We start from the raw sequence: 20,067 nt of genomic DNA, 5'->3' as shown, positions 1-20,067 counted from the left end.
CGTGGCCGCTGCTCCCACGATGACGACCCGCTACTACGACGGCGAGACCGCCGAAGTTCACATCGTCTCGGTACGGCTTACGACGAACGAACTGGTGATCTACCGGCCGACTGGAGCGGAAGTCGTCGCGCGCTGGCCGATCGGCGAAGTCGCCGTGCTGGGCGATACCCAGCACGAGGTGGTGCCATCGATCGTGCGGCACGGCAGCGACGCAAGGCTGATCGTCGAAGACCCGCAGGTGCGCAGCACCCTCGCCTCGCTGGCGCCGGCGCTACAGGCACTGGTGCCGCGCCCGGTGGCGGTCGGGCGGCGCATCGCCGTCTTCTCCTCAGCCATCGTCGCCTTGGTCGGCGTGTTCTGGGGCATCCTCGACTACGGTACGGAGTATGCCGTGCCCTTCCTGCCGAACAGTTGGCAGGAGCAGTTGGGCGAGACCGTCCTCGACGATCTCCTCGCCGATAAGGAGGAGTGCGAGGGCGAGGTGGGGCTGGCGGCCATCAACCGCCTGGCCAACGATCTCGCAAAGGAAGCGGGCTATCCTCACCCGATCACCGTGCACATCGTCGAAGGCGGACCGGTCAACGCCTTCACCCTTCCGGGCGGCATCCTGGTTTTCTATTCCGACCTGATCACCCAGGCGAAGGACAGCTCGCAGGTTGCGGGTGTCGTGGCACACGAGATCGGTCACGTCGTGCACTATCACCCGACCAAGGGACTGGTGCGCGCCTATGGCATGGACCTGCTGTTGAAGCTCGTGAGCGGCGGTTATTCGGAGATGATGAGCACGGTAGGTGGCGGCGGCAGTCTGCTGCTGGCGCTGCGCAACGGGCGCTCCGCCGAGCGTGAGGCCGATGCGACCGGTGTGGATTTGCTGGAGCGGCGTGGCCTGCGTGCCGATGGGGTATCGACCTTCTTCCAGCAGCTCATGGAGAAGGAACCCAAGGACGCGGCAGCGGCCGCGGGCATCTGGTCCAGCCATCCGCCGACGGCCGAGCGCATCGAGGCCACCAAGCGTCCTGCCACGGGACGGCCGGCCTTCAGCAATGCTGAATGGCAGGCGCTCCTGAACGTGTGCAAGTAGCACCATGAAAGCGCCGTCCAAGACAGCATTGTTCGCGGCGGTCAAAGTGTGGGACGCCGCGTCGGTTGCCGCCATGCTCAAGGCTGCACCGGCGCTGGTCTCCGCACGCGATCCATCAAGACGCCAGGCGCTGCATCTGGCGTGCGCGATGCGACCGGAAGCTGCCGGGCTCCGTGAGCCAAATGGCATTGCGACCGTGACCGTGCTGTTGCGGGCAGGTGCATGCCTCGAGGACGAGGTGCCGATGGACGAGGACGAAGGCGACTTCCGCGCCACGTCCGTCTGGTACGCCGTGGCCCGTGGCGAAAACCTGCCGCTGGTGCGCTTCCTGCTGAGGCGCGGCGCCGATGCCAGCTATTCCTTGTGGGCGGCCGTGTGGCGCGATGACTCGGTAATGATGCGCGAGCTATTGAAGGCGAAGCCGCGCCTGAACCTCAGAGCACACGGGGAAACGCCGCTCTTCTATGCGGCGCGGCTGCAGCGGTTGAAGACACTCGACCTATTGATCACGGCTGGCGCCGATCCGACGATCGGCGATGATCGTGGTCGCGATGCGGTCGAGATCGCACGCGCACGCCGTCTGCCAGCGCCATTCATCGAGCGGCTCGCGGCGCTGGTGCCGCGAACGAAGAAGAAATAGATGGTCGGCGTAGTCGTCCTGGCGACATCTCGCGAGAGTCCCGACCTCCTGGTGTCCGATCGTCTCTATGCCGATGCGCTCGAACGGCGTGGTTGTCGTGTCGTCAGTGCGCCGTGGGATGGGCCGCGTAGTGGCTTCGCGGACGCTGATGCCGTCGTTATCCGCGCGACCTGGGGATACTATCGGACGCTGGAAGCTTTTCGCGAGTGGACGGAGGCGATGGCCTCTGCAACGCAACTGTTCAATTCCATCGATCTCATTCGCTGGAACCTGCGCAAAGATTATGTCGGGAAGCTTGCAGTGGCGGGTGTACGCGTCCCTCGAACGCATGTCGTCGCTTGCGATGCCGCCATTATCGATAAGGTCCTTGCCGAAGAGCTTTGGGACCGCGCCGTAGTGAAGCCCGCCACCGGCGCCTCGGGTCATTCGGTCGAGCTTCTGCAACGCGCGACGCTGGCCGAACAGGTCGCCAACCTCTCTGACGAAGCGCGCGCTTCAGGTGTGGTCGTGCAGGAATTCCTGCACGAGATCGCCGAGGGAGAATTGTCACTCGTCTATTTCGACGGTGTCTTCAGTCACGCTATCCGCAAACGCCCACCACCGGGCGAATTCCGCTCCAACTCGCGCTATAAGCCGACCCGCACCGCCGAGACGCCGCCGGCCGCGGTGACAGAGCAGGGGGCAGCCTGCCTCGCCGCTTTGCCGGAACGGCCGCTCTACGCCCGCGTCGACGGCGTCGTACGCGACGGCACGCTGATCGTGATCGAAGTCGAGGTGCTGGAGCCGGCATTGTTCATGGAGTTCGACCCACTCTCGGCCGAGCGCTTCGCCGCCGCGACGCTTGGCCGGCTGCGATTATGAACAACCGCTACGGCTCAGTGGCAGCCTGGGTCTATCACCTCGACAAGCCGATTGGTCGTTCCTTCGGTGACATCGAATTCTACCGCGAAGGGCTGAAGGGATGCCGCGGTCCCGTACTTGAACCCGCAGTCGGCAATGGCCGCGTCCTGATTTCCTTGCTGGAAGCCGGGTATGACGTGCAAGGTTTTGATGCTTCGCCGGAGATGCTCGACTATTGCCGCCGTGAATGCGCCGCGCGCGGCTTCGCGCCGCCACTCAGCCTACAGAGGTTCGAGGATTTCAAGGTCGAACGGGCCTTCGACGCCATCATCCTGCCGGCTGGGTCGTTCCAGTTGATCGTCGATGCCGCAGTTGCGCGTGACGTGCTGCACCGGTTCCGCGCGGCGCTGCGGCCGGGCGGCCGGCTGATCGTCGATCTCGATCCCGTTTCCGCCTTCGTCGACGCGACGGATAGGCAACGAAGCTGGCAGGCGGGCGAAGGCCTGCTCACTCTGCAGGAGCGTCACCTCGAAACCGACGCTGCGCGCCAGACGACGGTTTCGCTTCTTACCTACGAGCATTGGCGGCACGGTCGGCTGATCCTCGCCGAAGAGGAACTCTTTAGCCTGCGCTGGTGGGGCATTGCCGAGTTCGAGGAGGCGCTCGGTGCGGCAGGCTTCGTCGACCTCGTCGTTTCCGCCGACTACCGCCGCGGCGCGGCACCGGACCGCGACAGCAAGAGCATCACCTTCGAGGCCTGCGTCGACGCCTTCAGCCCTTGAGGCGCTGTCCGCCGATGCGATGGTCTTTCAGGATCTCCGGCCGGAAGGCGAGGCCGTGGCCCGGCCGCTCGGGTGGGCTCATCGTCCCGTTCTTCGAGGGCAATATCGGCTCGATCCAGAGATCGTCGTTCCAGTCCATGTATTCGAGGTAGCTGGCGTTGGGGATCGAGGCCAGCAGGTGGACCATCGTCTCGTGGAAGAGATGTGGGGCGAGGCGGATGCCCCAGGGTTCGGCCGCTGCTGCGATCTTGCGTAGCTCGGTATAGCCGCCACGCATGGGGTCGGGCTGAAGGATTGGCACGCACGGCGTCTCGAAGAAGGGCCTGAGGTCGTTGCGCGTGAAGTGGCTCTCGCCGCCCACGACCCTCGTCTTGAGCGCCGCGGCGATCCGGCGGTAGCCGGCGAAGTCCTCGGCGACCACCGGCTCCTCGAGCCAGTAGGGATCGAACTCGTCGATGCGATGGCCGGCCTGGATGGCGGTGTCAGCGTCCCAGCCCATGTTGACGTCGATCATGATCTCGACGCCGCCGCCCATGGCCTCGCGCATCGCCTTCACGTTCTCGACGTCCTCGCGCCACGGCCGGATGTGAGCCACCTGCATCTTGATGGCCTTGAGGCCCTGGGCCGTGAACTCCTTGGCACGGCGGATCATGCCGTCGCGGCCGAGGCCACGGAAACAGCCGGAGCCGTACGCCGGTATTTCGGTGCGCGCCGCACCCCAGAGCCGGAACAACGGCAGGCCGGCCCGCTTGCCCACGATGTCCCACAGCGCCATGTCGACGGCGCTCTGGGCGAAAACGGTGACGCCCATGCGGCCCAGCCAGAAGTTGCTGCGGTACAGGGTCTGCCAGATGCCCTCGACTTCCGTTGCGTCGCGACCGATCACATGAGGTGCAATCAGCTCCTTCATGCAGGCATCGAGCGTGTCCAGGCCACCACGTAGCGGCATCAGGTAGCTCATGCCCACCAGGCCGCCTTGCGTCTCGATCTCCAGCACGAAGATCTGGCGATGAGGCTCGGAGAGGATGCCCGCGGCCGGCGCGGCGCCTCGCCACGGCACCTGCAACAGGCTCGTGCGCAGCTCGACGATTGTGGTCGGAGTAGTCATAAGGCGTATCTCCCGTAACTTCTCGTCACTATGATGCGCGCGCCATGAGCCAGTCCAACCGAGTCTACCTCTTCGACACCACCCTGCGAGACGGCGCCCAGACCCAAGGCGTCGACTTTACCGTTGCCGACAAGGTCGCGATTGCGCGCGAGCTGGACCTGCTCGGGATTGACTACATTGAAGGCGGCTGGCCGGGCGCCAATCCGACGGACGATCGCTTCTTTGCCGAGCCGCCAGAATTCAAGAACGCCAAGTTCACAGCCTTCGGCATGACGCGCCGCGCCGGCCGCAGTGCGGCCAACGATCCCGGGCTGGCCGCCATCCTGCAGACCAAGGCACGCAACGTCTGCATGGTCGGCAAGACTTGGGATTTCCATGTCGATGTCGCCCTTGAGGTCGATCGCACCGAGTATCTCGAGATGATCTCGGACTCACTCGCCTATGCAAAGACACGCATGGATGAGGTGATGTTCGATGCCGAGCATTTCTTCGACGGCTACAAGGCCAATCCCGACTATGCGATGGCGTGCCTCGCCGCTGCAGAGAAGGCCGGCTCTCGCTGGCTGGTGCTTTGCGACACCAACGGCGGCACCCTCCCGCACGAAATCGAGCGCATCGTGGGGGAGGTGGTGAAGAAGATCCCGGGTGACCGGATCGGCATCCACACTCACAACGACACCGAGAATGCCGTGGCCAACTCGCTGGCGGCAGTGCGCGCCGGCGCGCGCCAGGTCCAAGGCACGATCAACGGGCTCGGTGAGCGTTGTGGCAATGCCAATATGATCGCATTGATCCCCAATCTCGTGCTGAAGATGGGCTTCGATACGGGCCTGAAGGACGGCGCGATGCAGCGGCTCACGCACCTGTCGCGCCTGCTCGACGACCGGCTGAACATGCCGACCAACCGCAGCGCGGCCTATGTCGGCACGCGCGCCTTCGCCCACAAGGGCGGCTTGCACGTCTCGGCGGTCGAGAAGGATCCCAAGACCTATGAGCATGTCGATCCCGAGGTGATCGGCAACCAGCGTATCATCGTGGTGAGCGATCAGGCCGGGCGCTCCAACATCATGGCGCGCTTTCGCCAGATCGGGTTGGAGGTCGATCCCAAGGATCCCGGCGTCGCGCGCCTGCTCGAAATCGTGAAGGAACGCGAGTCCGAGGGCTATGCCTATGACGGCGCCGATGCGTCGTTCGAGCTTCTGGCACGGCATGAACTCCACACCGTGCCCGACTATTTTGCGCTTCAGAGCTTCCGGGTGCTGGCCGAGCGACGGGTGAATGCGCGCGGCCAGTTGATCGCCCTGTCCGAGGCGACCGTGAAGCTTGATGTCGCCGGCCGCCGCGCGATGGAAGTGGGCGAGGGCAACGGTCCCGTGAACGCCCTTGATGCTGCGTTGCGAAAGGCATTGCTCCCGGTCTATCCGGAGCTCGGGGACATGCGGTTGGTCGACTTCAAGGTCCGTATCCTCGATTCGGCTGGCGGCACGGCGGCAACGACACGCGTCATGATCGAGAGTGCGGACGCGAAAGGCCGGCGTTGGAGCACCATCGGCGTGTCGCCCAACATCGTCGACGCTTCTTACAACGCGCTCTACGACGCCATTACCTACAAGCTGTTTCGCGACGGCGCTCAGCCCGCACAACGGACATAGGCAGGCATTCGCGTAGCGAGCCAAGCTCGCACAACCCAGCCTAGCAGCCATGTTGCGACTGCCAGTTGACCTAGAATGGGTCGGGGCAGACCATATCTCTTGTGCGAGACGGAGAGCATCTGGACACCCAGACCCCGCCCATCGCGGCGGCCGTAACGCGGCGGCCGCGGCTGGCTGGGCGCGTCCTTGCGCGTGCCGTCATGTGGCTGCTGCCGGCGGTCGTGTTGGCCATCACCCTGTTTGTCTGGTTGTCGTCTGGCCGCACGGTCACCACGGACAACGCCTATGTGAAGGGCGATCGCGCTCAGATCGCGACGGAACTGAGCGGGGTCATCGTCGAAGTGCCCGTTCAGGAGAACCAGCGCGTCTCGCGTGGCCAGCTTCTCTTCCGCCTCGACGACCAGTCCTATCGTCACGCTTTGGCGAAGATCGAGGCCGAGATCGAGACGACGCGTGCCGACATCCGGGGCTTGCGCGCGCAGTGGCGCACCAAGCGCGAGGAGATCAAGGCCGCGCTGAGCCAGCAGACCTTCGCACAGGCCGAGTTCGACCGTCAGGCCGAGCTCGCCGCGAAGAAAGTTGCTTCGACCCAGAAGCTCGAGGAAGCGCGAATGGGCCTCGAGGTCGCCCGCCAGCGCATCTCGGCCGCGCAGGAGGATCTCACCCGCATCGAAGCCGCGTTGGCTGGCGATCCCAAGATTCGGGCCGACGATCATCCACGCGTGAGGCAGATGATGGCTGCCCGTGAGGAAGCGCTGCTGCAGCTTCGCCGCACCATGATCGAGTCACCGCTCGACGGTATGGTTTCCAAGCGGCCGGTGCCGGGCAGCTACGCTACCGCTGGCGTACCGGCCATGGTGGTGGTGGCCGATACCGATCTCTGGATCGAGGCCAACTACAAAGAGACCGAACTCACGCGCGTGCGGCCGGGCCAGAAGGCGGCGATCCACATCGACACCTATCCCGACTCGCAGTGCAGCGGCACGGTCAGCAGCATCGCCCAGGCAACCGGAGCGGAGTTCGCCGTGCTGCCGCCGCAGAACGCCAGCGGCAACTGGGTGAAGGTCGTGCAGCGCATCCCCGTGCGGGTGAGTGTCACGTGTCGCGAGGGTGACCCGCCGCTCCGGGTCGGCATGAGCACGACGGTCGAGATCGACACCGGCCACAGCCGTACCCTGAGCGGGCTGCTGAACAGCACGGCCAAGTGGCTCGGCCTCTCGGGCGCATCGGCGAGCGCTTCGTCGGGCACCAGCTCTTAGTCCAATGGCGCTGGCCGTCGATCGGGCGACCTTGCGCCGCCGCCGCCTCATCACTTTCACGGTGATGGCCGCCACCATCATGCATGCGCTCGACGGGACGATCGCCAACGTCGCGTTGCCGTCAATCCAGGGCTCGCTGTCGGCGACGCAGGAGCAGGTCTCCTGGGTCGTTACCTCCTATATTGTTGCATCGGCAATCATGACGCCGCTCGCGGGCTTCTGCGCCATGCGTTTCGGCCTGCGCCGGACGCTTTCGTTCTGTGTCGTCGGCTTCACCATCGTGTCGATGATGTGTGGCGCCGCCCAGTCGCTCGATCAGCTCGTGCTGTTTCGTGCCCTGCAGGGTGGCTTTGGCGCGGCACTTGTGCCGGTCTCGCAGGCGATCATGATGGATACTTATCCGCGTGAAGAGCAGGGCAAGGCCATGGCGATGTGGGGCGTCGGCACCATGATCGGTCCGATCGCCGGCCCATCGCTCGGGGGGTGGCTGACCGATGAGTTCAGCTGGCGTTGGGTGTTTTACGTCAACCTCCCGGTCGGCATTCTCTGCACCATCGGCATCCTGGCACTTGTGCGCGATAATGTGCATGGCACGCCGCGCCGCTTCGATCTGCTCGGGTTCACCTTGCTGGCCGTCGCGATCGGCTCCTTCCAACTCATGCTCGACCGTGGCCATATGCTCGACTGGTTCGACTCGGTGGAGATCATCGGCGAGACCCTGGTGGCGGCCGTGGCCTTCGCCATGTTCCTGATCCACATGCTGACCGATCGCCAGCCGTTCCTGTCACGAGATCTCTTCCGCGATCGCAATCTCTGCGTCGGCCTCTGCTTCACGGCGCTGGCGGGCCTGGTGCTGATCGTGACGGCGACCCTGATGCCGCCCTTCCTGCAGCAGCTCCTGGGTTATCCGGTTCTCACCACCGGCATCGTGCTCGCGCCGCGAGGCGCCGGCATGATGGTTTCTATGATGCTGGTGGCGCGCCTGATCAACTTCATCGATCCCCGATTTCTAATCGGCCTCGGCTTCGCTCTGTCCGCGCTGTCGCTGTGGGACATGACGTTGTTCAATCTGAATGTCAGCGAAGCGGAAATCATCTGGAATGGCGTGCTCCTGGGCTTCGGGTTGGGGCTCGTCTTTCCGCCACTGACGGTTCTGACGTTCGCCACGCTACCGCCGCGGCTGCGCACCGAGGGAGCCGCCATCAACGCGTTGCTGCGCAATCTAGGTGCCAGTATCGGCATTGCCGTCCTGGTTTCGATGCTGGCCAGCAACAGCCAGCAGAACCGCGCCGATATCGTGGAGAGGTTCACGCCCTTCCATCCGGGCTGGCCCCTGGGCAGCCACGCTTCCGGCTATGATCCGACGATGCTCGCGATCTGGGATAACGAGATCACCCGGCAGGCGGCGCTGATCGGCTACCTCAACGACTTCCGCATCATGATGATCTGCACGCTCGTGCTGATCCCGCTTCTGGTCCTGATGCGACGGCCAGCCCTTATCCCGACGCGCTAACCACGTTATAGGACGGCATGGGACGCGCATCGAAGGGCCGCGCCGTTGCCGCCGTGACGCCGGCGGTCATCTTGGTACGCCCACAACTCGGCGAAAATATCGGCATGGCTGCACGGGCCATGCTGAACTGCGGGCTATCGACTTTGCGGTTGGTGGCGCCGCGCGACGGCTGGCCGAACGACAAGGCGCAGCGCGCCGCCTCCGGTGCCGACGTCGTGCTCGAAAAGGCGGAGGTCTTCGAATCGGTGGCCGATGCCGTCGCTGACCTTGGCCGCGTGGTCGCGACCACGGCACGCAACCGCGAACTCAGCCAGCGCATCCTGACGCCGCGCCAGGCGGCCGGAGAGATGCATGGCTGGATCGGGCAGGGCGAACGGGTTGGTATCCTGTTCGGTCCGGAGCGCACCGGCCTCACCAACGACGACATGGTGCATGCCGACACCGCGCTCTCCATCCCGCTCAACCCGCAATTCTCCTCCCTCAACATGGCGCAGGCGGTGTTGTTGATTGCCTACGAATGGACCGCCTGGGGTGACGAAACGCCCCTTCAGCGCATGTCCGACCATTCGGCGCGGCCGGCCGACAAGGAGGAGCTCGCCAATCTGTTTGAGCATCTCGAGCGGGCATTGGATCAGTCGGGTTTTCTGCGCCACAAGGCGATGCGGCCGGCCATGGTCAACAATCTGCGGGCGCTGTTGCAGCGCGCGGTGATGACCGAGCAGGAGGTCCGCACCTTCCACGGCGTCATCAAGTTCCTGTCGAAGAGCAAGCACGAGGAGTAGCCATGTCCACGACCGCCAAGATCTCCTGGGTCGACGGTGCCCTGTTCGTCGCCGAGGGTGGCAGCGGCCATACCCTCACCATGGACGGTGCCCCTGATGTCGGCGGCCGCAACCTCGCCTCGCGCCCGATGGAGGTGGTGCTGATGGGCCTGGGTGGCTGCACGGCGATCGATGTGGTTTCGATGCTGAAGAAGCAGCGCCAGGACATCGAAGGGGTCGAGGTCTCGCTGGTCGCCGAGCGCGCCGACGATCATCCCAAGGTCTTCACCTCAGTGAAACTTGTCTACACTGTACGCGGCCGTAAGCTGAACAAGGCGCTGATCGAGCGGGCCGTGAGCCTGTCGGACGAGAAATATTGCTCGGCGACCGCCATGGTGAAGAAGTCGGCCAATGTCACCCATGAAGTGGTGCTGGTCGAAATCTAGAAGGGCTTATGCTGTAACGAAGCAAGTCGGTCGGTGATCAACTTGGCCGTGAGTCGGTTGCCGGCATCATCCTTGTGGCCTCCGACGTAGTAAGCATCGAGTCCATCGGCTCGAACGGCAGTTTCGAAGGCAGCGGCCGTATCGAGTATCAGCAGGCCGCTCTTCTCTGCACATTGCAGGACCGCCGCGGTGGTCTGAACTTCGAACTGACGGGTCGTCTCATTCATCCAGGCAAGTGGCGTATACTGTGCGACGATCAGTATCGTCAGGCCGTGAGCGAGGCTGAGTTGGCGCAGTCTCTCCATCAGCAGGCAAGAGACACGGTCGCCTTGTTCGTGGGCGGCCACGCGGAGACGAGGCTGGCCCGCTAGCCAGTAGTCGGCCAAACCCAGCCGGTCCATCGTCAGATCGACCAGGAACGAATGACCTGCAATTCTGCGGAATGCATCTATCGGCTGGACCACATGCAACGGCACCGGCACGTTGCGCAGCTCGAGTCCACCTTCGATCACCTCAAAATAGGGCTTCTCGACACCCCATAAGACCCGTTCCTGCGCTCGACGCACGTTGTCGCCGATGAAGCTAACCACCAGCAGTCCGGGTTTCAGCGCCGGAACGAGCGCCTCAGCGCGCAGCACAACCTGATCGATGCCATAGCCTGCTACGCCGCCATTGAGGACGCGGCGATCCAGCATGTCTTGAAGATGTGCTGGGAAGGTCTCTTCGTCGTTTACTTCCTCACCCATGGCGTAGGAGTTGCCCAACACCAGGACTGGCGGAGTTTCGATAGCGGGAGGTGGGGAGTCGCGCCGATGCACGCGGAGGCCTCGCATGTCGAAGGTCAACAGTTCCTTGCCACCATGATTCGTGCCCGAATACCCGGCGCGCGGCTTGTAGCCCAGAAGGGAGTCCGGCTGCATGACGTTCCAGCGGCCTTCGGCAAGGGATGGGTATGTGACGAAGTTCTCCCATTCCCATCGCTTGGGATCATCAGACACGATCCGCACAAGCAGCTCGCCGGCCAGCAGGCAGGCCATGACGCTCGCCAGCACCAGGCCCAGTCCAATACCCGCTTCGCGCAGGCGCGATACCCTGCCGATGGACTTATCCGAGAGAACGCGCCCCACGTGCACCTCACGTCCCGCGATCCAACTTTGATTCAACAAAGTAGGTGCCAGAACTTTTTGAACGAGGCGGTGACAAGACTATGCCCATTGCTCGGATAAGGAGAACAACCTGGTCACGCGACGTCTGAGCTTCCGGTGTCGATGAGGCCCGCACGGAGGAGGGTTGGTATCGCCCAGATGCGCAACAGGTTGTAGTTCGCAGAAGTCCTCTACCACAATCATGGGCGGTATATCTCTTCGTCATCACAGCATGTCGGTGCAGAAGGGCGGTAGCTTCGAATGGTGCACACTACCGAGTGAGTGGGGTTGGGGAATCAGACTGGCTCGGCAGTTGCAAAAATGGGGGGGTCCGCCGGGTGTGGCGGACCCTTCTTTGTTTGGCCTATGGGCAGGCAGGCCACAGCTGGCTTAGTCGCGAAGGCGTGATCCTTAGTGAACTCATGTCACCGAATGTGTGCGAAGAAAGGATCCGCCTAGGAACTGTTTCACCTTGGATCCGTTGGTAACCCATTCCAGCAAGGAGGTTACCAATGAGGATCGTTCCTTTGAGTGCAGTGGGTGTTGCAGTCCTGGTCGTCGGTTGTTCGGTAAGCCATGAGACGGTGAAACCTCCGCCGGCTCCAACGACGCAACGCACGACGACTGTCTACAATGATCCGTATTCCCCGACGCCTACCGCGACGACGACGACGGTTACGACGCCGGCTCGATAGGGCTGACTGTCATGGCATTGACCGTGCTGTCGGGGGCACTGGCTTCCCGCCGGTAGGCCTTTCGTGGTCGTCCATCCAGTGCCGGCGCGAAATGGTCAATCGACGGCTTTCAGGAGCCACGTCTTCGAGGTGGTCCTTTGGTTGAGAACCGCGACGGCGGCTGCCAGGAACAGCACTCCCCAGCAGGTGGGGCCAACATAAGCGCCGGACGCCTGACCGAGGATTGCCCATACGACCCAGCAGAAAGCTGGGCTTGGAACACCCAGAGTCGTTAGCCAATAGCTGATGGCGGCGATCAGTATTAATCCCGGCACAAGGCCGAGATAGATCCAGTGCAGCCAGAAGTAGTTGATCAACAGTTCGGAGGCAGGATGAACAACCGGCCATGCCGAGGAGTACGCCGGAGATCGTAGGTAGAGGTTGGTGACTCTGTCTTGGATGAACGGCTCTCCGGTCAATCCGGCGCCGAAGGGCATTGACGACATGATGTCGATGCCCGCGAGGGCGGGCCCACGCACACGATAGAAAGCGCTGGGATCGTTGCCCGACTGGGCGTCGCGATTGCGCTCGACAAACACAGTTTGTGCGACCAGCAAGACTGCGCCTGCGCACAAGAGGCATGCCGCAGCGTTCGGGATCAGGCGGGCAAAATTCACCTTCCCGCCACTGCGCGATGCGAGAAAAACCAGGTAAGGCGCCGCAAGAATCAGCATTAGCAAAAGGGTTGGGCCAGGCATTGCAGCGATGCCGAGGGCAAACAATAGCCCGTAGAGGATGAGTTTCCACCGCGACGAGCTCGCGACCAACCATAGGAACGTAAAGAGTGAGTAGCAGAACGTAACGCTGGAAGGTTCGGACGCAAAGAATTTGGGACGGACGCGGTCATAGTATGTCAGGTCCCGGAGGTCGCCGTCGTAGAAGCCGCGACTGTAGAGAACTGACCGAACTGAATCGCTGATCGGTCGCAAGCCACCATAGGTTTCCAGCAAGCAGCCTATGGCCAGTGTCAGGGCGCATCCCAGAAAGAGACCGGCGATCTGATTGCGGCTCCCGAGGGTAACAGTCAGAAACAGCGCGTATCCTATCGTCATGGAGTAGACGAGCTGGATAAGTCCGTTTGTACGTCTAGGCAGGAAGTTAAGATCGGGCGCGCAGAGTATGGAAACGGTGTACAGGGCAATGACCAATATGAAAGCCATCAACCCAGCGCGCGATATTTGGTCCCGTCGCCGCCACAGGAGGATGAGACCGGCGACGCCCGCTGGAATGGAAGGAATGGGAACGTTCTTCGAAATCGGGATTGTATAGTTCGTATAGATGCCGATCAGGAACAGCACGATGAGCGCGATATCGACCCAGCTGAGCCTGGCAGTACCTGGCATTGAGCCGTAAGCCACAGTGTACGGCCTGTGGGGACTTGGCATCACGGTCGCAGACATTCATGTCTCCGTATTCGCGTCATCGGCTGTGAATTTCTCTGTCTCGTTGCCTCGGTCAGCCCCTCTTGCCTGGGTAGACGTATGACAATCGGCTATTGGGAGGCGGCAGCCTCCGGCCCGGTCGGGGAAGCCTGTTTCTTCCGGAGGTGCTGTAGGATCGGGTAATTCACCAAACCTGTAGGGCGAAGTCCCTCACGTTCTTCGTAGCGCCTAACCGCTGCTGCGGTCATGGGACCGATGATGCCATCGACAGGCCCCGGAGTTAGGCCGCTCGCGGTCAGCAATGTCTGAAGCTCTTTTGCTTCCGCGGGATTGAGCATCGGATCTCTTGGCGTTGCCTCGGCAACCACGGCTCGCTCTTCCACTGGGACAACGGGTACTGGCTCCGCATCAACGATGGGGGCGGGCGCCCGTGGTTGAGAGGCATCCGGCAGCGGTAGTAGCGCTGGCGGTGTCGCTGGCGTCGGCACCGGCGCTGGTATCGTCGACGAAGGAACAAGCGTTGCCTGCGACGGTGTCGGATTGATCGGTTGAGCGATGAGCGCAGGCGGGGCCTGTACTTGAGGGCGAAGGAAGTAGAGCGCGCCGGCTGCCAATAGGCCTGTCCCGAGACAGAATACGAGGAGCAGAAGATACGCTCGGCGAGGATTGGTCCGTTCTGGGAAGGACTGCTGATTTCCCGAAGGCGCTGCATGCGCCTGACTCTCGTCCTGAATCAGACCCCGAGCCCTGCGAACATCATCGGAGAAACGCTCTGCCAGTTGACGAGAAAAGGACTCGATTGCCGGATCGACTGGCCTGTCAATCTGGCGATGCCGGGATCTTCCGCCGCGAAGATGTCGCGGCGAGCCTTGATGCTCATCTGGCTTTTCGATCTGCGCCTCAATGAAGGTCGCTTCGCGAGAATGCATGCTCGCACTCCAAGTTCGGGATAGGCCAGCATCGATCCAGCCCGGTGCGATGATGCGTGATGCCCGCGGACTAGAGGCGTGATCAAACTAAGGCATAGCCTGATCAATCGGTGTCTCCGATGACCGTTCGAAGATGGGGAGCCTCCCGAAAAAGCCCTCTCCTTAACCTCGCTCAGTACGACTCGATGCTAGAAAGCGGCCGTCATCATTGCTCTTGCAGTCCGTGAGCCGGAGAGCGTGCGAAAGCGAACGCCGACGCCTCGTGTACGATATGCAACGTTAATGTGACTTCCGCCTATAAAAGGACCACGACTAGCTCTGGGGTCACCAGCAACTTCGTCCTGGTGGCCGCGCACTCTCCCCTTCGACTGAAAGGGACGCCGGCCTCGATCAGGTCACGTTCACAACTGACGTTAGAATCTGCCTGTTGCAGACGTTGCGCTGCAGATGCCCTGAAGATCTTCTGACCATCGATGACGTACCAGCATGGATGTGAAGGCACTACTTATAGTGGTAGGCAATATTCTGGGTGAAGTCGTCGAATGCATCGCGGGCCGAAAAGGGGCAGCGTCCGGTGAGTGTTGCTCTTGTTTTGGACTTTGTGATGAACTTGTGATCGTGACGGCAAAGAGGCTGCGGACCCGACTCTATCAGCTTCTTTCATGCTTATAGTATGCGCGGGGTTGGGACCCGTACGCGTCTAGTTGAAAGTGGGAAGGGGCCAAAAGGCGGGAACCTTTTGGTTTAGTGTTGGGGACATAATGAAGTGTATTGCCAACAGAAGGGCTATCCACGATTCACCACAAATCGCGCTCACGCGCGATTCGGTGCCCACCCTCGTAACTCTCTCGGCTGATTGGTTCCGTTCTTCGCTCGCATGGCCCTCTGGGTCCTGCGTGAAGGCGGATGTCGGCTTGAGAGGGACAGCGTCGCCTTGCAACACTGTCACGAGGAACAGAACATGCTGCTATCATCGCAACACTCTGCATCAGCGCTGCTGCCGCCAGCTGCATCAGCCGAGAGCTTAAGGCCAACGCGGGTCATCGCCGTAGATGACGATGCTCATTTCCGGGAGATGCTTCGAGCAGAGCTGACGGAGCATGGGTTCTCGGTCGAGACATTTGCTGATGCGCAATCTTTGCTCGCTGCCGTGCACGACATCGCCGATGCGGACGTGATCCTTTTGGACTGGGGTCTTCCCCGCGTCTCCGGCATTGATCTTCTGCTCCAACTACGTCGACTGGGCATCGCCTTGCCAGCGGTCTTCCTGACTGGGCGACCCTTCACGTCAAACGAATCCCTTGCATTCGATCATGGGGCGCTAGACTTCATCGACAAGGCGAGAGGTATTTCCATCCTCGTACAGCGCCTGCGTCTCGTCGCTGGAATAAAGACACCGGAGACTCTTCGGGAGAGATTCCTCCAATGCGGCAAGCTATTGCTGAAGCCGCATGTCAGTCGCGCATTTTGGAATGACACCGACGTTCAGCTGACGCTTGGGGAATTCAAGATCGTCCATCTGCTGGCGCGCAATGCCGGCCACCATGTAACTTACCGCGATATCTATGATTGCCTGCATTATCGCGGCTTCATTGCTGGAACGGGCGAGAACGGCTACCGGACCAATGTGCGCTCGGCCATCAAGCGGATTCGCGGCAAGTTCCGGGCCTACGATCCATCGTTTGCCGAGATCGAGAACTACACTGCGTTTGGCTATGTCTGGGGTCGCGGATGCGGCAGTGGCTCTAGCTAAGGTCGTTACAGACTATGGATCCGCGGCGAATACCTCCGGCCGTCTGTCTTTGGACGGCCGTCAGCCTGATCGTGATGCTGCCGGCGCTAGCTGCTGGTGTCTTTGTCGGGCTGGGCGGTAATACGACGGAGCGGGTACTGCATAGTGACCCGATACCACGGTTAGTCACGCCAGGATCCGAGTCATCGCCATCGGACGCGATCGCCCGTACCTTCGATCTGAACCAAGTTGTAGGCGGGAAGCCTGCGCTGAAGCCGACCGGTGGTACCACGCCAAAAGCTGGCTCAGTTGCGGCTGATACTGCATCTTCCTCCGGCGACACTGTGCTCGCGCCGAGTGCCCATACCTTCTCCCTAATCGGGATTGCCAGCGCTCCGTTGAATCAGTCAGCATCGCAGGCGACCTCTCCGAGCTTGCCGCCCGATTCCACCGTCCTGAAGGCGGTACTTTTTTGGCAGCAACCGGCGGCGATGTCAGCAGCTGCAGTCTATCTCGTGGGTGTGATCCTGACGATCGCCCTGATTCTCATGGCCATCAAGAGAGGGCAAACACTCCCGGCATCAGCGCCCGCAGCGCCCGCCATTTCGACCTATATCGCGAACCCGTTCGCGCAGCCCCGCGATGACTTGGAGCGGCTGGCGGCGCAAATTCGGCAAGATGCGTCGACCGCAGTTCACGCGATGAAGACGCCGCTGACGACGATCATGATGGCAATGGAATCCATCAAGAGAGCGTTGCCGGCCGAACACAGCCATTCTGTTCGCGCCGCTACGTTCATCGACGTGGCGACTCAGCGCCTCGCGGCCCTGATGGATGAACTCTGGAACGCCGGAGACTCGCTCGCTGCTACCATAGTGACGCCTCATGAACGGATTGATCTTACCGCTATGGTGCGGGAGGCATTCGCGCAAAGCGCCGTCGGTTTGGAAGAATGTGGTGACCACACTCACATTCAGAGTGATGGTGATTGCACCGTCATCGGGCCGAGACAGTTCCTTCTCCAAGCCTTTGTGATGTGTTTTGCTGTCTTACGAGAGAATTCTCGGGCAGATGACGCCGTTTCCGTCAGCATAAGCAGAGCCGGGGAGATGGTATTCATTAGGCTCGAGACCCAAGGTTCTTCAGGCGCCGAGGGCGGCGACGATGGGCGCGATCTCCAAGATATGGCGGTTCCCCAGGATGCCGCGCGTACATTCCTTGTCCTGGGGGGGCGTGCACAGTTCGGTCATCGGGATTGCCAGCGATTCCTGACGATTTTCGTTCCAGCGTCGAGTGACTAGGCGGAAGTGTGGCACGGTTGAGGTGCATCATCCTGCTCTCGCCATGATCTGATCACGCGGCACCGACTGACCTCCCTGATACGCTTCTGCTGTTGACAGAATGATTGACCCGGCTGGCCGCGGCCGCCAGCCGTGAGCTGGAGCACATCATGCGAGATACCCAAGGCTCGAGAAAAACGGGAGTTCAGCGGCTGAATCGCGAGAGCCGAGAAATCGAGGCAGCCGAGGCGTTTCCACCACCGCAATATATCGCCGTAGAGGCCGCCGGATCGCGCCCCAGCACGGAGCAAACGTTGGGTGGAACGCTCGCCCAACTTTGGCGTCGGCGTTGGTTGCTGCTTTCGATGACAATTCTTGGCGCAGCCCTGTCTGGTGCGATCGTTTACTCACTGCCGCCGTTGTACGTTGGCGAGGCGAGGCTTCTCGTGGGGATCCAGGCACCGCGGGTGATGAATGTTCAGTCGGTGCTGGCGGAGGTCAGTCCGGACGCCGAGAGAGTTCAGAACGAAAGCTTCATACTGCAGTCTCGGCAGATTGCCGCGAGCGTTATCGATCAGCTGCAGCTGCAGAAGAGTCCATTCTTCAACCCCGAACTGCAGAAGCCTTCGCGGTGGAGCGAGGCGATGGCCTTTGTGAACGGGCTGCGCCTTGACGTTCAACGTTCGATTTTCGGAGAAAGCACGGCGGAGAGCGTCACGCACTTGTCGCCGGATGCGCTAGGCCGTGAGCGAATGATAGATGTGCTGCTTTCGCGGATCGACGTAGCAATGCTTGGCCGTTCTCACGTCCTGAGCATTAAGGCGGAGGCTCCGGAGCCTCTTCTCGCAGCTTCCATGGCAAATGCCTTTGCTGAACAGTATCTCGACTTTCAGCGAGGCGAGAAGCTGCGCGCCATGGAGAAGGTCGACAAATATTTGTTGGATCGCATATCCGAACTTCGTGACGTGGTGAGCAAATCGGATCAGGCCGTCCAGGATTATCGGCGCGCGCATGGCCTATACAAGAGCGGGAATGGAAGCGTCACGACGCAGCAACTTGCCGAGCTGAACAGCCAGCTCACAGTGGCTCAGGGAGCCAAGGTCGAAGCAGAGTCGCGGTTGCGGGAAGCCCAGCAGCTTCGCAAGGGAGCACTCGCGAATGAATCCGTGCCGGAAGTATTGCGCTCGCCGCTGGTCGCGGCGCTCAAGCAGCAGCTCGCAGATGTAGAAAGGCGTGGAGCGGAGACGGAATCGACTTTGGGGGCGCGGCATCCGCAGGTCCTCGCCAGCCGCGCCGAAGCCGGCTCGGTCGCAGCCCGTCTGTCGGGCGAGGTCGGGCGTATCATCGACGGTCTGGCGCGAGACGCGAGAGCGGCTGAAGCAAGATACAATGCACTCTCCGCCCAGTTCGACGCCGTTAAGGCGCAGATGGGTGTGGTGAATGACAAATCCATTCAGCTGGAAGCTCTCGAGCGCGACGCGCAGGTGAATCGCAATCTGCTGGAGGCAATGCTCAATCGCGCCAAGCAGGCCGCGACGGCCGGCGATGCTCTTCAGGCGAACGCCAAACTGATCTCGCCGGCGGTGCCGGCCGCTGCCCCGAGCTTCCCACCAAAGGCCCTGTTCCTTGGATTGGGATCCTTTGCGGCCCTGCTCATCGGATCGGGAATCGCCCTTGTACTCGAGGGCAATGATCGCACCTTTCGGCGACCGGACCAGATCGAGAGTATGACCGGCATGCCGGTACTGGCGATGGTGCCGCAGGTAAAGGGACGTACGGCAAGCCAGAAGGTCGTCCGCGAGCCCGCATCGCCTTACGGCGAGGCTTTGCGCCGGTTAGCCTTGGGCATTGAGCTCTCCGAGACGGAGTCAATTCCGAGAACTATCCTCTTCAGCTCGGCTACTCCCGGCGAGGGCAAGTCGGTGATGGTAGCTTCCCTGGCGCGCTTGCTTGCGACCAAGGGGCGTCGGGTTCTCGTCATCGATTGCGACTGGCGCAACCCGCGATCCCATCTGCTTCTACGTTGCGGGAGCGGTCCGGGCCTCGCCGAACTATTGACTGATGATCAGGCGGTCCTCAACCAGTGCATCCACAGAGATGAATTGACGGGCGCTGATCTTATTCCCGCGGGCACATGGCACCCGAGCATGTCGCACCTTCTGACGTCCGGTAGGATGGCACAGTTGCTGGAGCTTCTTGCAACCACATACGATGCTGTCTTGCTGGATTGCCCACCGGTTCTCGTGAGCGCCGACGCCCTTGCTTTGTCCAGAATGGCCGACAAAGCGGTTTACGTCGTGCGCTGGGGTCATACTCGCAAGGAGACCGCACTCGAGGGCCTGAAGCAGCTGTTGGATGCTCAGGCGGATCTGGCAGGAATCGCTGTCTCGCGGGTTCTTGTCAAAGAGTATCGGCGGTATGCATCGGGCGCCAATCTTTCTCTCGTCCGCTCACCTATGGTGTCGTTTCGCTGACGAACAACTGAAGATCATGCTGTTCGACGAGCCGATCCCAGCGCTCGATCGTGAAATGGTGAAGCAGTGACGGTCCCTTGTGGATCCTCGTCACTGGCGGCGCCGGCTTCATCGGCTGGGCCGTCGCCCGCCACAGCGTCCGCTCCGGAGCAGTAGCGCTCAGCTGCTGAGGGTTTGGCGCACCACTTGTGCGACGTGGTCGACGGCGTCGGTCGGCATGTGGGGGCCGATGGGGAGGCTGAGCACGGTTTCGGCCAGTTCCTCGGCCAGCGGATAGCTGCCCTTGCCCTGGCCCAGGTCGGCATAGGC

General features: G+C 61.9%; 18 protein-coding genes. 12 read left to right on the top strand and 6 right to left on the bottom strand.

The features are described 5' to 3' along the window. Position 1: 1 nt before the first annotated feature. Genes EPO50_RS01055 through EPO50_RS01040 form a run of 4 tightly spaced genes read left to right on the top strand, consistent with a single transcriptional unit; the run spans position 2 to position 3,343 of the window. Positions 2-1,081, top strand: a complete 1,080-nt coding sequence (locus tag EPO50_RS01055) for a M48 family metallopeptidase (protein WP_296340786.1) — start codon at positions 2-4, stop codon at positions 1,079-1,081. 4 nt (positions 1,082-1,085) lie between these two features. Continuing rightward, entirely contained in the window at positions 1,086-1,721 is a 636-nt protein-coding gene (locus EPO50_RS01050; RefSeq protein ID WP_296340785.1) for an ankyrin repeat domain-containing protein, read from the top strand. Further along, the gene (locus tag EPO50_RS01045; protein ID WP_296340784.1) at positions 1,722-2,582 is read left to right on the top strand and encodes a hypothetical protein; all 861 of its coding nucleotides are present in this window, start codon (positions 1,722-1,724) and stop codon (positions 2,580-2,582) included. Further along, positions 2,579-3,343 (top strand): bifunctional 2-polyprenyl-6-hydroxyphenol methylase/3-demethylubiquinol 3-O-methyltransferase UbiG, encoded by a 765-nt coding sequence (locus EPO50_RS01040; protein WP_296340783.1) that lies wholly within the window; start codon positions 2,579-2,581, stop codon positions 3,341-3,343. Before EPO50_RS01045 ends, EPO50_RS01040 begins: the two co-directional genes overlap by 4 nt. Here the strand turns inward: EPO50_RS01040 and EPO50_RS01035 are convergent. Further along, entirely contained in the window at positions 3,333-4,451 is a 1,119-nt protein-coding gene (locus EPO50_RS01035) for a mandelate racemase/muconate lactonizing enzyme family protein (protein WP_296340782.1), read from the bottom strand. The genes EPO50_RS01040 and EPO50_RS01035 overlap by 11 nt on opposite strands. Positions 4,452-4,495: 44 nt before the next feature. On the opposite strand from EPO50_RS01035, the gene cimA reads away from it, so the two are divergent. From cimA to EPO50_RS01010, 5 genes are all read left to right on the top strand, one after another. Next, entirely contained in the window at positions 4,496-6,103 is a 1,608-nt protein-coding gene (gene cimA, locus EPO50_RS01030) for a citramalate synthase (protein WP_296340781.1), read from the top strand. A gap of 200 nt (positions 6,104-6,303) precedes the next feature. Beyond that, entirely contained in the window at positions 6,304-7,362 is a 1,059-nt protein-coding gene (locus EPO50_RS01025) for an HlyD family secretion protein (protein WP_296340780.1), read from the top strand. A 4-nt stretch (positions 7,363-7,366) separates the two neighbouring features. After that, positions 7,367-8,875, top strand: a complete 1,509-nt coding sequence (locus EPO50_RS01020; RefSeq protein ID WP_296340779.1) for a DHA2 family efflux MFS transporter permease subunit — start codon at positions 7,367-7,369, stop codon at positions 8,873-8,875. 17 nt (positions 8,876-8,892) lie between these two features. Continuing rightward, positions 8,893-9,657 (top strand): RNA methyltransferase, encoded by a 765-nt coding sequence (locus EPO50_RS01015; RefSeq protein WP_296340778.1) that lies wholly within the window; start codon positions 8,893-8,895, stop codon positions 9,655-9,657. 2 nt (positions 9,658-9,659) lie between these two features. Continuing rightward, positions 9,660-10,082 (top strand): OsmC family protein, encoded by a 423-nt coding sequence (locus EPO50_RS01010; protein WP_296340777.1) that lies wholly within the window; start codon positions 9,660-9,662, stop codon positions 10,080-10,082. Here EPO50_RS01010 and EPO50_RS01005 read toward each other — a convergent pair. From EPO50_RS01005 to EPO50_RS00995, 4 genes are all read right to left on the bottom strand, one after another. Continuing rightward, positions 10,079-11,209 (bottom strand): hypothetical protein, encoded by a 1,131-nt coding sequence (locus tag EPO50_RS01005; RefSeq protein WP_296340776.1) that lies wholly within the window; start codon positions 11,207-11,209, stop codon positions 10,079-10,081. The two genes, EPO50_RS01010 and EPO50_RS01005, sit on opposite strands and share 4 nt — an antisense overlap. 808 nt (positions 11,210-12,017) lie before the next feature. Next, positions 12,018-13,304: a hypothetical protein gene (locus tag EPO50_RS01000; protein WP_296340775.1), complete on the bottom strand. Its 1,287-nt coding sequence runs from the start codon at positions 13,302-13,304 to the stop codon at positions 12,018-12,020. Between the two features lie 149 nt (positions 13,305-13,453). Next, positions 13,454-13,681, bottom strand: a complete 228-nt coding sequence (locus EPO50_RS31470) for a peptidoglycan-binding protein (RefSeq protein ID WP_367268017.1) — start codon at positions 13,679-13,681, stop codon at positions 13,454-13,456. 395 nt (positions 13,682-14,076) lie between these two features. Further along, a complete protein-coding gene (locus EPO50_RS00995; RefSeq protein ID WP_296340774.1) occupies positions 14,077-14,223 on the bottom strand; it encodes a hypothetical protein in 147 nt (48 codons plus the stop codon). A gap of 926 nt (positions 14,224-15,149) precedes the next feature. Between EPO50_RS00995 and EPO50_RS00990 the strand changes: the two genes are divergently transcribed. The 3 genes from EPO50_RS00990 (at position 15,150) to EPO50_RS00980 (ending at position 19,758) form a co-directional block, all read left to right on the top strand. Next, entirely contained in the window at positions 15,150-16,025 is an 876-nt protein-coding gene (locus EPO50_RS00990; protein WP_296340773.1) for a response regulator transcription factor, read from the top strand. Positions 16,026-16,096: 71 nt separating this feature from the next. Then, on the top strand, positions 16,097-17,305 hold the full coding sequence (locus tag EPO50_RS00985; RefSeq protein WP_296340772.1) for a hypothetical protein: 1,209 nt from the start codon (positions 16,097-16,099) through the stop codon (positions 17,303-17,305). A 104-nt stretch (positions 17,306-17,409) separates the two neighbouring features. Next, positions 17,410-19,758 carry an AAA family ATPase gene (locus EPO50_RS00980; protein WP_296340771.1) on the top strand — a complete coding sequence of 783 codons (2,349 nt, stop codon included), beginning with the start codon at positions 17,410-17,412 and terminating at the stop codon, positions 19,756-19,758. 159 nt (positions 19,759-19,917) lie between these two features. On the opposite strand, the gene EPO50_RS31465 is transcribed toward EPO50_RS00980, so the two are convergent. Continuing rightward, on the bottom strand, positions 19,918-20,055 hold the full coding sequence (locus EPO50_RS31465; protein ID WP_367268021.1) for a DegT/DnrJ/EryC1/StrS family aminotransferase: 138 nt from the start codon (positions 20,053-20,055) through the stop codon (positions 19,918-19,920). Positions 20,056-20,067: the final 12 nt, after the last annotated feature.

The organism is Reyranella sp. (assembly GCF_004297405.1).
Classification (GTDB): Bacteria; Pseudomonadota; Alphaproteobacteria; order Reyranellales; family Reyranellaceae; genus Reyranella.
Note: the sequence above shows the minus strand (reverse complement) of the source record. Positions and strands in the feature narration are given on the sequence as shown.